Genomic DNA, 13,656 nt, shown 5'->3' on the forward strand with positions numbered 1-13,656 from the left:
CGTGCCGTCCGGGACGCGGCGCGGACCGGTCAGACCCGGTGGCGCGGGGTGAGCAGGCCGCTCTCGTAGCCGATGATCACCAGCTGGACCCGGTCCCGGGCGTCCAGCTTGTCCAGCAGATGACCCAGGTGCGTCTTCACCGTCGCCGCGGAGACGTGCAGTTCCTGCGCGATCTCCGCATTGGACCGCCCGGCGCCCACCAGTTGGAGCACCTGCCGCTCCCGGCCGGTCAGACCGTCCAGCGCGGGCGGCGGACCGGCCGGTTCGGTGGCCGGATGCCGGCAGAACTCCGAGATCAGCCGCCGGGTGACGCTCGGCGAGAGCAGGCTCTCCCCCGCGGCCACCACCCGGATCGCGTGCAGCAGGTCGGCCGGCGGGATGTCCTTGAGCAGGAAGCCGACGGCTCCGGCCCGCAACGCCGCGAAGACGTGCGCGTCCAGGTCGAACATGGTGAGCATCAGGACGCGCACGCCCGGGTGCCGCTCACAGATCGTCCGGGTGGCCTCGATGCCGTCCGTTCCGGGCATCCGCACGTCCATCAGCACCACGTCGGGCCGCTGCTCGGCGACCAGCGCGATCGCGGCGGCCCCGTCCGATGCCTCGCCGACCGCGGTCAGGCCGGGTTCGGCGTCGATCAGCATCCGGAAGCTGCCACGCAGCAGCGCCTGGTCGTCCACCACCAGGACACGGATGGGCTCGGTCACACGGTCCTCCACACGATCGTCGTTCCACCCCGGCCGCGGGGCGAGGGGTAGCGCAGCCGTCCGGCCGGTCCGGAGCGCTCCGGACCCGGGCGGTCCGGAGCGCCGGTCCTGGTCAGGGCTCCTGCCCCACCGGCACCAGGGCACGGTAGGGCAGGTCGGCCCGGACGGCGAAGCCGCCGCCGGCCAGCGGCCCGGCCTCGAAGCGTCCGCCGAACAGCTCCACCCGTTCCCGCATGCCGATCAGACCGTGGCCGTGGCCACTCCGGTGCCCGGCCGCCTCGTCGCTCCCGTGCCGGGTCGGGTGCCCGCCGCCGCGGCCGGAGCGCCGGGCACCGCGGACCGCGGCGGCGCCCTCGTCGGTCACCTCGATCCGCAGCTCCCGCCCGTCGGCGACCAACTCGACCCGGCAGCGGGTCGGCCCGGCGTGCTTGAGCACGTTGGTCAGGGCCTCCTGCACCACCCGGTACGCCGAACTCTGCACACCCTGCGGCAGGTCGACGGTTCCCTCGGTGCGCAGTTCGGCGGTGAGCCCGGCCGCGGTGGCACCGGCCACCAGCTCGGGAAGCGCGGCGAGCCCGGGCGCCGGCCGCAGTCCGTCCAGGCCGTCGGCCTCCGGTCCGGACTCGCCGGCCCGCAGGACGCTGAGCATCTGCCGCATCTCGCTCAGCGCCGAGCGGCTGGAGGTCTCGATCACCCGCAGCGCGTCGCCCGCCCCCTCCGGGTGGGTGGCCAGGAGGTGATTGGCCACCCCGGCCTTCACCGCGATCACCCCCACGTGGTGCGCCACGATGTCGTGCAGCTCCCGGGCGATCCGCAGCCGTTCCTCCGCCACGGCCTCCTCGGCGACCCGCCGGGCCGATCGGGCGGCGTGCGCGCGCCGTTCGCGGACCGCACGGCCCAGCACCCAGGCCATCCCGGCCACGGCCAGGCCCGCCAGGTGGAGCACGAGGTCCTGCCCACCACCGCTCGGGACGCCCGAGACCAGGAGCAGCAGCAGCACACCGCCGCTCACCGCGCCGATCGCGGGGGTGGGCACCCGCCGGACCGGACTGGTGACGGCCACCTGGTAGAGCGCGAAGGCCACCCCGAGGAACGGCTCCCGGACGGTACCGGCCGCCGAGGCCACCACCGAGGCAGCCGTGACCACGGCACAGACCGCCGCCGGGCGGGCCCGGCGCAGGACCAGCGGCAGTCCCATCGCGGCCGCGAGGGCGAGCCGGACCGACCATCCGCCGTGGGAACTCCACGCCGGCCCCGGCAGGGCCAGGAAGAGCGCCGTCAGCGCCACCGCCACCAGGCCGTCGGCGGTCGCCAACTCGCCTCGGCTCAGCGGGCGGACAGCGCCGTCGCGGTACAGCGTCCGCCAGGGAGGAGGGAGTCGGGCCATGCGCCCACCGTATCCGCCCGGGCGGGCCTGCGCCTCGGCCGCGGGAATGACCGACCGTGGTAGGAGACGGCGACGGTGGAGCCCGCCGTCTCCGCCTCCCGGTGGAGGCCGCGACTCGGAGCGCCGGCCGATGTGCCGCGGCACCGCCGCACGGCAGCCTGCCGTCGTGATCGAACTACGGCAACTGACCAAGCGCTATCGCGACACCGTCGCGATCGACGGGCTCACCTTCACGGTCCGGCCCGGCCGCGTGACCGGCTTCCTGGGCCCGAACGGGGCCGGCAAGTCCACCACCATGCGGATGATGCTCGGCCTGGAGCGCCCCGACGAGGGCGACGTCCGCTACCACGGGAAGGCCTACCACGAGCTGTACGAGCCACTGCGGCACGTCGGCGCGCTGCTGGAGGCCAAGGCGCTGCAGAGCAGCCGCACCGCGTACAACCACCTGTTGTGGCTCGCCCGGACCAACCGGATCGGCCGCGCCCGGGTCCACGAGGTGCTCGCCATGGTGGGCCTGGAGTCCGTCTCCTCCCGGCGGACCGGCGGCTTCTCGCTCGGCATGGGCCAGCGGCTGGGCATCGCCGCGGCCCTGCTCGGCGACCCGGAGGTGCTGCTGCTGGACGAACCGGTCAACGGCCTCGACCCGGAGGGCGTGCGCTGGATCCGCACGCTGCTCCAGGGGCTGGCCGGCGAGGGCCGCACGGTCCTGGTGTCCAGCCACCTGATGAGCGAGATGGCGATCACCGCCGAGCACCTGGTGGTGATCGGGCGCGGCAGGCTGCTCGCCGACACCAGCACGGACGACTTCATCGCCGACAACTGCCGGCCCCGGGTCCTGGTCCGCACCTCGGAGCCGGACCGGCTGCTGGGCGTCCTGGACCGCGCCGGGCTGACGGCCCGCCAGGAGGAACCCGGCACCGTGGTCGTCCACGGCACCGGAACGGAGGAGGTGGGTCGGATCGCGGCCGAGGCCGGGCTCGTCCTCGGGGAGCTGGCCACCCGGACGGCCTCGCTGGAGGACGCCTTCCTCCGGCTCACCGGCGACGCCGCCGAGTACCGGAGCGAGGCCTTCACAGGAGGGAACCGTCATGTCCTCTAACGCGGCGACGGCCGTGGTCCAGGCCGAACTCACCAAGATCAGGACGGTCCGGTCGACGGTCGTCCCCCTGCTCATCACCCCGGTCGTCAGCATCGGGATCGGCATCCTGAACGGCGCCTCGGCCCGCTCGGCGATCGACAGCGGAAACGACCCGCTCCTCGCCGACTTCGATCCGGTGGAGGCCGGATTCGTCGGCGTCGAGATGGGCCAGCTGGCCATGATCTCCTTCGCGGTCCTGCTGGTCTGCACCGAGTACGGCAGCGGCATGATCCGCACCTCGCTGGCCGCGGTGCCCCAGCGCGGTCTCTTCTACCTCTCCAAGATCGTCGCCGCCGCCGCGGTGGCCCTGCTGGTGGCCGTGCCGACCGCGTTCCTCTCCTTCTTCGCCGCCCAGGCGGCGCTGGGCCCGCACGGCATCGGGCTGAGCCACCCCGGAGCGCTGCGCGCCGTGCTCGGGGCCTGCCTCTACCTGACCCTGATGTGCCTGTTCGCGCTGGGCCTCGCGACGATGCTGCGCAGTACGGCGCTGGCGCTCTCGCTGTCGTTCGCGTTCGTCTTCGTGCTCTCTCCGGTGGCCGCCGCCATCCCGGTGCTGCGCACGGTGGCCCGCTATCTGCCCGAATACGCCGGCGCCCAGGCCATGAAGGGCGATCCGGCCCTCAGCCCGGTGACGGCCCTGCTGGTCGTCGCCGCCTGGGCGGCGGCGGCCCTGCTGGCCGGCCACCTCACGCTGCGCAGCCGCGACACCTGACCCACGGCCGACGACGCGGCAGGCCGCTCCCACCCTCCGGTGGAAGCGGCCTGCGGCCTCGCGCGGGCGGTTGCACCGAGCACGAGCAGTTGCTCGCCGCCGTCCGCGCCTGCGCGCTCACCGCCCTGGCGAACGGCTGGGGGAACGGCGGAGCGGACCGCCGCCCCCCAGGGTTCTGGGATGGGCAGCGGCGCTCCCGGCCACCAGAATTGGCGTAGACCACTGGACCCCCACCGCCGGGCCCCCGCGGCGTCCGGCCGACCGGAGGCACGCATGCTGCGAAGACTCACCTGGCTCCTCGCACTACCGACCCTCGTCCTCGCCCTGGTGACGGGGGTGGCGGTGAGCCCGGCCAACGCCGCCTACGAGCACGAGTTCCTCACCGGCTACGGCCAACTGGTACCGCTGCCCGCCCCCGTGACCCCGCCCCAGCAGTGCACCACCCGCCAGCTGCACCTGAACCCCGGCACCTACGCCTGGACCCTCAGCACCCCGGGCGGCTACGCCCCCAGCGAGGACATCCAGGTCCAGGACGGCGACTACACCTGGAGCATCTGCGTGTTCCCGCGCGCCACCATGTGGGGCGCGTTCACCCGTCTCAGCAAGGTGGGCGGCGGAGCGTACTGGGAGCGCCAGACCTCGTTCGACATCTCCCGTACGTACACCTACTACTGGGAGTCCATGCTCTACAACTGGGGGCCGCTCAAGTGAAGTCGCGCGCGATCACCCGCATCCTCGCCCTGCCGGCCCTCGCGCTGGGCCTGCTGGCCGGCCCGGCGGTCGTCCCCGCCAACGCCGTCACCGAGCACGAGTTCATCACCGACTTCGGGCAGGTGGGACCGCTGCCCGCCCCGGTGACCCCGCCCCAGAAGTGCACCTACCGGCGGCTGCACCTGGACGCCGGAACGTACTCCTGGACCCTCAACAGCCCGGGCGGCAGCGCACCCGGCGAGGACATCCGGGTGAACGACGGCGACTACGACTGGTCGCTCTGCGTCTACCCGCTCTCGCTGGTCTACCAGATCGACACCAAGCTCCAGCCCGTCGGGCAGAGCGGCTACTACGTCAAGATGAACACCTTCTCGACGTCCTTCGTGCACACCGCCACCTGGGGCTCCGCCCTCTACCGCTGGGGTCCGCTCTAGCCTGCCGCGACGCGGCGCCGCCGCCGCGTCGCGGATGCCCCCCGCCCGAGACGGACGGGGGGCGTCGGCGTACGGCGACCGGACGTCAGTCCTGGTCGGTCGACGGTTCGCCGGTCGGCGCGGTGGACTTGCCGCCCGACGGCGCCTTGGACCTGCCGCCGTTCGGCGTCGCGGCCCGGCCTCCGGACGGGGCACCGGAGGGCGCACCGGACGCGGCACCGGTCGGCGAGCCCGTGGCGCCCGGGGTGGCGCCCGGGTCCGGCCTGGGCGCCGGGTCGGGGATGTCCGCCATCGGCATCGACTGCTTGGGCGCGCCCCGCAGCGCCTGGTTCATGGCGTCGCGCCAGATCGGGCCGGGCCCGTCCGCGCCGAACACCTCGGTGCGGTACTTGCCGTTGATGGTGATGTTGCGCATCTCCACACCCCCGGCGGGGCCGCCGAGCCAGACCGAGGTGGCGAGCTGCGGGGTGTAGCCGCTGAACCAGGCGGCCTTCTTGTGGTCGGAGGTGCCGGTCTTGCCGGCGATCTGCCGGTCGCCCTCCAGGCTGAGCGCCGAACCGGTGCCGCCGCTCTCGGTCACCCCGTTCAGGATGGTGTTCAGCACCTGGGCGGTGTTCTCCGAGAAGGCCCGGTCGCAGCGCGCGGGCGGGACGTTGACGTCCGTGCCGTCGACGGTGGTGATCTTGTTGACGGCGACCGGGGCGCAGTACTTGCCACCGGCGGCGAAGGTCGCGTAGACGTTCGCCATGGTCAGCGGGCTCACCTCCTCGACGCCCAGGGCCATCGCGGGGACCTCGTCCAGCGCCTTTCCGCTGGCCCGGGAGGTGATGCCGAGCTTGTTGGCCATCTGCTTGACCGCGCAGAGGCCGATCTCCTCCTCCATCTGCACGAAGTAGGTGTTGACCGAGAGGGCCATCGCCTGCTTCAGCTGGTACGGCCCCTTCTCGCTCGCGGACTCGTTGGGCACCGCCACCTTGGGCTTGCCGGTGTTCTTCCAGGTACCGTCGCAGGTCTTCATCGTCGGGTAGTCCATCTTGTTCGGCGAGGAGTACTCCTGGGTCGACGACAGCCCCGCCTCCATGGCCGCGGCCGCGACCACCGGCTTGAAGGTGGAGCCCGGCTGGAAGCCGTTGCCGCCGCCCATCGCCGCGTCCACGTTGAGGTTGACGACGGTCTGGTTCTTGGCCGGCTCCAGGCCGTACGGGCGGGTCTGGGCCATCGCCAGGATCTTGCCGGTGCCCGGTTCGACCATGGTGGCGGCGGCCGAGACGCTGTCGGTGACCCGGACGTTGGAGCTCACCGCGTTCTGGGCGGCGGCCTGCTTCTCCGGGTCGAGGGTGGTGTAGATGTTCAGACCGCCCTGGTCCCAGAACTTCTTGCGCTCGGCCGCGGTGGCGCCGAACACCGGGTCCTGCTTGACCACGTGCCGGACGTAGTCGCAGAAGAAGCCCATGCCCGCCTGGGCGGTGATGCAGCCCCGCTGCGGGTCCTTGTACTTCAGGCCCAGCGGGGCGGCCTTGGCCTCCTTGGCCTGCTCCTCCGTGATGTGCTTGTTCTCCAGCATCTTGTCGATCACGGTGTTGCGGCGGTTCAGCGCGGCCTGCGGGTGCGCCTTCGGGTCGTACTGCGAGGGGTTCTGCACCAGGCCGGCCAGGGTGGCGGCCTCGGCGACGGTGAGGTCCTTGTTGGACTTGCTGAAGTAGCGCTGGGAGGCGGCCTCCACGCCGTAGGCGCCGTTCCCGTAGTACGTGATGTTGAGGTAGTTGGTGAGGATCTGCTCCTTGGTCAGGTCCTCCTCCAGCTTGATCGAGACCTTCAGCTCCTGGATCTTGCGGCCCAGGGTCTTGCGCATCGCCTCCCGGACGGCGTCCTGGTCGTCGCCCGCCTTCTCGATGTTGACGTTCTTCACGTACTGCTGGGTCAGCGTCGAGGCACCCTCGGAGGCGGTGCCGCTCTCCGCGTTCTTGCTGATCGCGCGCAGCACGCCCTTGAGGTCGACGGCGCCGTGCTCGTAGAAGCGGGCGTCCTCGATGTCGACCTGCGCCTGCCGCATGTACGGCGACATCTGCTCGGCGGCGATGACGGTGCGGTCGCGCTCGTAGACCTTGGCGATCAGCCCGCCCTTGGCGTCGAAGACCTGGGTCGCCTGGGTGAGCGGCGGGGTCTTGAAGTCGTCCGGGATGTCGTCGAACCCCTCGGCCGTGCTCTTGGCGGTCAGCCCGAGCGCGCCGGCGGCGGGCAGGGCCATGCCCGCGAGCAGCACACCGGACACCACGCTGACGCCCAGGAACGTCGCGCTGTGGCGGACGTACCGGAGCGGCGACTTCCGGGAAGGTCCGGTTGCTTCGCCGTCGGCCCGGTCCTCGGTCGGGAGAAGATTCGATTCCATACTTCCTGGATGTCGTGGAGGTTGCGAATCGTTGCACGCATGCGCGAATTTCCGCTCCGGTTCGGGCAGGAACAGCCCAAAAGGGCACATCCGGGCCGCTTCCGGCTGCCCCGGCCCCCGGTTCGGGCCGACGGGCCGGCGGCTCCGCGCCGCGCTCCGCCGGTCCGATCCTGTTTGCTGTCCCTGTCCGACCCGCTCACCCGCACCTTCACCCCCGCCCGGAGCCACCCGCCATGACCGCACCCTCGCCCACCGCCGCCGGCCCGCTGTTCGCCGCCGTCGACATCGGCGGCACCAAGATCGCCGGGGCGCTCGTCGACTCCGCCGGAACGCTCGCCGACCGTTTCCAACTTCCCACCCCGGCACAGGAGTCGGGCAGCGAGGTGCTGGCCGTGGTGCACCGGGTGCTGGACCACCTGGCGGCCGCACCGCGCTGGGCCGGGGTCACCGCCGTCGGCATCGGCAGCGCCGGACCGGTGGACCTCGCCCGCGGCACGGTCAGCCCGGTCAACATCCCCGGCTGGCGGGAGTTCCCGCTCACCGCCGAGGTCGCCGCCCATCCCGCCGTCGGCGCCCGCCCGGTGTCGCTGGCCGGCGACGGGGTGGCGATGGCCGCCGCCGAGCACTGGCGCGGCGCGGCCCGCGGCGCCGACAACGCGCTGTGCCTGGTGGTCTCCACCGGCGTCGGCGCGGGCCTGGTGCTGGACGGGGCCGTGCGCCCCGGCCCCAGCGGCAACGCCGGCCACCTCGGCCACATCACCGTCGACCTGGACGGCGAACCGTGCCCGTGCGGCTCACGCGGCTGCCTGGAAGGCATCGCCGGCGGCACCGCGATCGCCCGCCGGGCCCTGGCCGGGGGCTGGCGGCCCACCGGGGACGACCGCTCGGCGCGCGCGGTGGCCGAGGACGCGCTGGCCGGGCACCCGGTGGCACTGGCCGCCTTCGACCGGGCCGCCAGGGCACTGGCCGCCGGGATCGCCGCCACCGCCGCCCTGGTCGACCTGCGGCGGGTGGTGATCGGCGGCGGGGTGGCGACGGCCGGCCCGGTCCTGTTCGAGCCGCTCGCCCGCCATCTGGACCGCTACGCCGCGCTGCCCTACGTCCGCGGGCTGGACGTGCGCCGCGCCGGACTCGGCACCGACGCCGGACTGATCGGCGCTGCCGCGCTCTGCCGCTGAGCGGCCCGGGCACCCCGGTCCGGCCGGCCGGTGGCCGACGGCACCTGATCCACGTCCGAATTCCCCGCCACTGCCGCCGGGTTCAGCCTCCGACGGCTCCGCCCCCACTGCGCCCCCATGTCCGCCCCGTCCCCGTCCCCGTCCCTGTTCCCGCCCTCGCGCTCATGCTCGCCCTCGCGCTCGCCCTCGTTCGCCGCCCGCACAACCAAGCAGGATCCTGCCCCAGCAGGATCCTGCCGCTCATCGATCGGGGTCGCGGCGGGGGTCAGCGGACGCGACGCCCGTCCGGAATCACCGGAACGCCCCTGGTGAGGGCAGCGGGGTTCGACAGGCGCCGACGGGCCGGGTGGTGCCCGGAGGACGCCGCGGACAACGACCCACGGGGCGCGGCGAACGCCACCCGGGGCGGTACCACCGGAGCCGCGTCGTCGGCGAGGAACCCGGAGAGGAACCGTCGCTCCGACGGGCTGAGCGTGCGGGAGCGGCCGGAGACCGCATCCCTGGCGACCACGACCGTCCGCGCCCGCATGAACGTGTTCGCGTCACGACACACCTTGACCACCACGTGCGCGGAACTGCGCCCCAGTCGGGCGACCGTCAGCCGCACCAGCAACGGTTCCGGCCGGTGGTACAGCTGCTCCAGATAATCGATCTCGTGCCGGGCGATCAGGAATCCGGACGGGAATAGGGATTCCCGGACGGCGACCGGGTGGTGGCAGCACAGGTCGTAAATTCCCTCCTGAACGTAGGAGACCAGCCGGGCGTTGTTGATGTGCCCGTTCTCGTCGACGTCGCTCCACCGGGTGGGACAGACCACCACGTGTGCGTCGACGTCCACCAGGGGTGCGTCGACGTCCACCGCCTGGGTGGCTGCCGCGTTCACCGCTGCTCTGCCGTGGAACCGGTGAGCAGCAGCGCCCGGCGCAACCGCGCGTAGTAGACGGCGTGTTCGGACGCCATCCGGGCCGCGGTCCAGCCTTCCTCGGCCGCCTCGGCGGCGGCTTCGACGACCAGGCTGTCGAGCACGCCGTCGACCGCCCGGCACAGATCGGCCACCGCCGAGAGGCGGTTGGCGACCTCGGCCCCGCCCGCGGCGTGGCGGGCCGGGAAGGCCGCGAGCGATTCCAGTGCGAGCCGCAGCTCGTCCACGGTCTCCGACCGTGATTCCGAAACGAAATTGCGCACAGTTCTCTCCCTGAATGGGTAGGGCATTTCTGGATGGTGCGAACCCGCTGAGCGGGCTCGGTTTCCCCCGGCGCCATGGACGCTATCCCAGCCCGGGGCGCTACCGGGAGGTATACGGAACCAGAGCGGAAACTGACCACTATTGGAGTAGTTTGGCGTTGCATAAAATCAGCCGCATCCTCCGAATGCCAGCCCGGCCGGTCCCGTCCCCCGCCCCTCCCGCCGCCCCTCCCCCCGGTCCTGCCACCGACCCACCGGGTCATCGCCCGATCCCCCAACTGGTCCACCAGCGCGCCTTGTAGAGGTGCGTGCCGGGCAGACTGCGGCTGCCGTCGGGGCGGTGCAGGGTCAGCACCGAGGTGCACCAGGCGCAGGGGCCGGCGTGGTCCGGGGCGGTGGTGAGCAGCCGCCCGGTGCCGGGTTCGTCGCCCACGCTCTTGATGTCCCGCTCGGCCTCCTCGCCGCCCAGCCGGATCCGGGTGAAGCGGTCCGCCGTCGGGTCGAAGCGCCACAGGTGCTCCCCGGTGCTCACCCAGAGCCGGCCGGGCTCGGCGAGCACCGGCGACAGGTCGTGGCCGCCCGGCTCGGGCAGCGGCACCGCGCGTTCGACGCCGAGCAGCGGCGCGGCCGCGGTACCGCCCACCCGCAGCGCGGTGAGGGTGTCGTCGCCGAGTGCCCAGAGCAGCCCGGCGCGCCCGTCCCAGTGCACCCCGTGCGCGCCCGGCAGCCGGTACTCGGCGTGCGCGGTGGTGCGCGGGCCGAGGGAGGCGGCGTACAGCCGCACCCAGCCGCCGGTGGAGGCGGCGACGGCGACGTTGCCGTCGGGGAGGAGTTCGGCGCTGTGCGGGTTGGCGTGCTCTCCGGTGTCGGTGGCCCACGCGGTGGCGCCGGTCGCGGTGTCGACGACGGCGGCCAGCCCGCCGGAGGCGGTGACCAGCAGGTACCGGCGGCCGTCCCGCACCCGGCTCTTGGCCTCGTCCGGCGCCCCCCAGCTGCGGTGCGGGTCGAGGTCGTCGAGGTCGCCGGCGGTGTCCGCGGACCACGACCAGACCACCGGCTGCCGGTCCGGGCCGCGGTAGGCCATCAGCTCGTCCGCGCTCTGCACCACCAGCACCCGCCGCGAGGCCTGGTCCACCACGGCCACCGCCCACCCCGGCCGCACCCCGGCGGCCGTCGCCGGCACCGCGCCGGCGCCCACGGCCAGGGCCGCCAGGCCGGCCGTCGTCCGCCACAGCCGTGCCCGCTTCGACACCGCCGGCACCTCCCGTCGTCCGTCCCCCGCAACCACCGTGCGGTGCGGGCCCGCCGGCCGCCAGCGCGCGGCATCCGACCGGCGTAAGCCCCCCGCTTGTCGTACCCGGCTGGTTAGATCGGAAGCTGCGGGCACGGCGAGAGGAACCGGAGAGACGATGAGCACGGGCACGAGGAACGGCGCGCAGGCACCGGAGCCGCACGCGGCGGACACCCACGACCTGATCCGTGTGCACGGCGCGCGCGAGAACAACCTCAAGGACGTCAGCATCGAGATACCCAAGCGCCGGCTGACGGTGTTCACGGGCGTCTCCGGCTCGGGCAAGAGCTCCCTGGTGTTCGACACGGTCGCGGCGGAGTCGCAGCGGCTGATCAACGAGACCTACAGCGCGTTCGTACAGGGCTTCATGCCGTCGGTGGCCCGGCCGGACGTGGACGTGCTGGACGGCCTGACCACCGCGATCATCGTCGACCAGCGGCGGTTGGGCGCGGACCCGCGCTCCACCGTGGGCACCGCGACCGACGCCAACGCGATGCTGCGGATCCTGTTCAGCCGGCTCGGCCGGCCGCACATCGGCTCGGCCAAGGCGTTCTCCTTCAACGTCGCCTCGATCAGCGGCGCGGGCGCGGTCACCGTGGAGCGCGGCGGCCGGACGGTCAAGGAGCGGCGCAGCTTCACCATCACCGGCGGCATGTGCCCGCGCTGCGAGGGCCGGGGTTCGATCTCCGACATCGACCTCGCCCAGCTCTACGACGACACCAAGTCGCTCGCCGAGGGCGCGATCACCGTGCCCGGCTACACCGGGGACGGCTGGATGACGCGGGTCTTCAGCGGCTCCGGCTTCCTCGACCCGGACAAGCCGATCCGCGACTACAGCGAGCGGGAGCTGCGGGACTTCCTGCACCGCGAGCCGACCAAGGTGAAGATCGGCGGCATCAACGTCAGCTACGAGGGGCTGATCCCGAAGGTCCAGAAGTCCATCCTGTCCAAGGACCGGGAGGCGATGCAGCCGCACATCCGGGCGTTCGTCGACCGCGCGGTGACCTTCGCCTCCTGTCCCGAGTGCGACGGCACCCGGCTGACCGAGGCCGCCCGTTCGTCCAAGATCGGCGGGGTCGGCATCGCCGACGCCTGCCGGATGCAGATCAGCGACCTCGCCGCGTGGGTGCGCGGCCTCGACGAGCCCTCGGTGGCGCCGCTGCTCGCCGCGCTGCGGCAGACGCTGGACTCCTTCGTCGAGATCGGCCTCGGCTACCTCTCGCTGGAGCGGCCGGCCGGCACCCTGTCGGGCGGCGAGGCGCAGCGGGTGAAGATGATCCGCCACCTCGGCTCCTCGCTCACCGACGTCACCTATGTCTTCGACGAGCCCAGCACCGGTCTGCACCCGCACGACATCCAGCGGATGAACGGCCTGCTGCGGCAGCTGCGGGACAAGGGCAACACGGTGCTGGTGGTGGAGCACAAGCCCGAGGTGATCGCGATCGCCGACCACGTGGTGGACCTCGGCCCGGGTGCGGGCTCGGCGGGCGGCACGATCTGTTACGAGGGCGCGCTGGAGGGCCTGCGCTCGGCGGGCACGGTCACCGGCCGGCACCTGGACGACCGGGCCTCGGTGAAGAAGGCGGTGCGCACACCCACCGGCAAGCTGGCGGTCCGCGGCGCCCGCGCGCACAACCTGCGGGACGTCGACGTGGACATCCCGCTCGGCGTGCTGGTCGCGGTCACCGGCGTGGCCGGCTCCGGCAAGAGCTCGCTGGTGCACGGCTCGATCCCGGCCGGGGAGGGCGTGGTGTCCGTCGACCAGAGCCAGATCCGCGGCTCGCGGCGCAGCAACCCGGCCACCTACACCGGTCTGCTGGAGCCGATCCGCAAGGCGTTCGCCAAGGCGAACGGCGTGAAGCCGGCCCTGTTCAGCGCCAACTCCGAGGGTGCCTGCCCGACCTGCAACGGCGCGGGCGTCGTCTACACGGACCTGGCGATGATGGCCGGCGTGGCCACCGCCTGCGAGGACTGCGAGGGCCGGCGCTTCGACGCCTCGGTGCTGGAGTACCGCTTCGGCGGCCGGGACATCAGCGAGGTGCTGGCGATGCCGGTGACCGAGGCGGAGGCGTTCTTCGCCGCCGGCGAGGCCCGCACGCCCGCCGCCCACCGCATCCTGACCCGCCTGGTCGACGTCGGCCTCGGTTACGTCAGCCTCGGCCAGCCGCTGACCACCCTCTCCGGCGGCGAGCGGCAGCGCCTCAAGCTGGCCACCCACATGGGCGACAAGGGCGGGATCTACGTCCTGGACGAGCCGACCACCGGCCTGCACCTGGCCGATGTCGAGCAGCTCCTCGCTCTGCTGGACCGCCTGGTCGACTCGGGCAAGTCCGTCATCGTGGTCGAGCACCACCAGGCCGTCATGGCGCACGCCGACTGGATCATCGACCTGGGCCCCGGCGCCGGCCACGACGGCGGCCGCGTCGTCTTCGAGGGCACGCCGGCCGAGCTGGTCGCCGCCCGCTCGACCCTCACCGGCCGGCATCTGGCGGAGTACGTCGGCGCCTGAGTCCCTCCGTTCCCCGGG

12 protein-coding genes are annotated in these 13,656 nt (G+C 73.1%); 6 read left to right on the top strand and 6 right to left on the bottom strand.

Annotated elements, in window-relative coordinates:
- Nucleotides 1–29 precede the first annotated feature (29 nt).
- Nucleotides 30–704 (bottom strand): response regulator, encoded by a 675-nt coding sequence (locus ACFVUH_RS14640; protein ID WP_387913449.1) that lies wholly within the window; start codon nt 702–704, stop codon nt 30–32.
- Between the two features lie 112 nt (nt 705–816).
- A complete protein-coding gene (locus tag ACFVUH_RS14645) occupies nt 817–2,091 on the bottom strand; it encodes a sensor histidine kinase (RefSeq protein WP_387913451.1) in 1,275 nt (424 codons plus the stop codon).
- A 166-nt stretch (nt 2,092–2,257) separates the two neighbouring features.
- On the opposite strand from ACFVUH_RS14645, the gene ACFVUH_RS14650 reads away from it, so the two are divergent.
- From ACFVUH_RS14650 to ACFVUH_RS14665, 4 genes are all read left to right on the top strand, one after another.
- Complete coding sequence (locus tag ACFVUH_RS14650) at nt 2,258–3,190, top strand: ATP-binding cassette domain-containing protein (protein ID WP_387913453.1); 933 nt, start codon at nt 2,258–2,260, stop codon at nt 3,188–3,190.
- A complete protein-coding gene (locus tag ACFVUH_RS14655) occupies nt 3,180–3,941 on the top strand; it encodes an ABC transporter permease (RefSeq protein WP_387913455.1) in 762 nt (253 codons plus the stop codon). Before ACFVUH_RS14650 ends, ACFVUH_RS14655 begins: the two co-directional genes overlap by 11 nt.
- A gap of 273 nt (nt 3,942–4,214) precedes the next feature.
- On the top strand, nt 4,215–4,652 hold the full coding sequence (locus ACFVUH_RS14660; RefSeq protein WP_387913457.1) for a hypothetical protein: 438 nt from the start codon (nt 4,215–4,217) through the stop codon (nt 4,650–4,652).
- Complete coding sequence (locus tag ACFVUH_RS14665) at nt 4,649–5,086, top strand: hypothetical protein (RefSeq protein WP_355365298.1); 438 nt, start codon at nt 4,649–4,651, stop codon at nt 5,084–5,086. Before ACFVUH_RS14660 ends, ACFVUH_RS14665 begins: the two co-directional genes overlap by 4 nt.
- Nucleotides 5,087–5,171: 85 nt before the next feature.
- On the opposite strand, the gene ACFVUH_RS14670 is transcribed toward ACFVUH_RS14665, so the two are convergent.
- Complete coding sequence (locus ACFVUH_RS14670) at nt 5,172–7,475, bottom strand: transglycosylase domain-containing protein (protein WP_387913459.1); 2,304 nt, start codon at nt 7,473–7,475, stop codon at nt 5,172–5,174.
- Between the two features lie 233 nt (nt 7,476–7,708).
- Between ACFVUH_RS14670 and ACFVUH_RS14675 the strand changes: the two genes are divergently transcribed.
- Nucleotides 7,709–8,653 carry an ROK family protein gene (locus ACFVUH_RS14675; RefSeq protein ID WP_387913460.1) on the top strand — a complete coding sequence of 315 codons (945 nt, stop codon included), beginning with the start codon at nt 7,709–7,711 and terminating at the stop codon, nt 8,651–8,653.
- A 265-nt stretch (nt 8,654–8,918) separates the two neighbouring features.
- On the opposite strand, the gene ACFVUH_RS14680 is transcribed toward ACFVUH_RS14675, so the two are convergent.
- The 3 genes from ACFVUH_RS14680 to ACFVUH_RS14690 form a co-directional block, all read right to left on the bottom strand.
- Nucleotides 8,919–9,536, bottom strand: coding sequence for an acyl-CoA thioesterase (locus ACFVUH_RS14680; protein WP_387913462.1), 618 nt, complete (start codon nt 9,534–9,536; stop codon nt 8,919–8,921).
- A complete protein-coding gene (locus ACFVUH_RS14685) occupies nt 9,533–9,802 on the bottom strand; it encodes a hypothetical protein (RefSeq protein ID WP_387913464.1) in 270 nt (89 codons plus the stop codon). Before ACFVUH_RS14685 ends, ACFVUH_RS14680 begins: the two co-directional genes overlap by 4 nt.
- 295 nt (nt 9,803–10,097) lie before the next feature.
- Complete coding sequence (locus ACFVUH_RS14690; RefSeq protein WP_387913465.1) at nt 10,098–11,090, bottom strand: DUF6528 family protein; 993 nt, start codon at nt 11,088–11,090, stop codon at nt 10,098–10,100.
- A gap of 157 nt (nt 11,091–11,247) precedes the next feature.
- On the opposite strand from ACFVUH_RS14690, the gene ACFVUH_RS14695 reads away from it, so the two are divergent.
- Complete coding sequence (locus tag ACFVUH_RS14695; protein ID WP_387913467.1) at nt 11,248–13,638, top strand: ATP-binding cassette domain-containing protein; 2,391 nt, start codon at nt 11,248–11,250, stop codon at nt 13,636–13,638.
- Nucleotides 13,639–13,656 lie beyond the last annotated feature (18 nt).

Source organism: Kitasatospora sp. NPDC058032 (genome assembly GCF_042885845.1).
GTDB lineage: Bacteria > Actinomycetota > Actinomycetes > Streptomycetales > Streptomycetaceae > Kitasatospora.

Bases quoted from the DNA above. Each gene is read 5' to 3' on its own strand.
- ACFVUH_RS14645 (WP_387913451.1), bottom strand. From the start codon at position 2,091: ATGGCCCGACTCCCTCCTCCCTGGCGGACGCTGTACCGCGACGGCGCT.
- ACFVUH_RS14655 (WP_387913455.1), top strand. From the start codon at position 3,180: ATGTCCTCTAACGCGGCGACGGCCGTGGTCCAGGCCGAACTCACCAAG.
- ACFVUH_RS14660 (WP_387913457.1), top strand. From the start codon at position 4,215: ATGCTGCGAAGACTCACCTGGCTCCTCGCACTACCGACCCTCGTCCTC.
- ACFVUH_RS14670 (WP_387913459.1), bottom strand. From the start codon at position 7,475: ATGGAATCGAATCTTCTCCCGACCGAGGACCGGGCCGACGGCGAAGCA.
- ACFVUH_RS14675 (WP_387913460.1), top strand. From the start codon at position 7,709: ATGACCGCACCCTCGCCCACCGCCGCCGGCCCGCTGTTCGCCGCCGTC.
- ACFVUH_RS14695 (WP_387913467.1), top strand. From the start codon at position 11,248: ATGAGCACGGGCACGAGGAACGGCGCGCAGGCACCGGAGCCGCACGCG.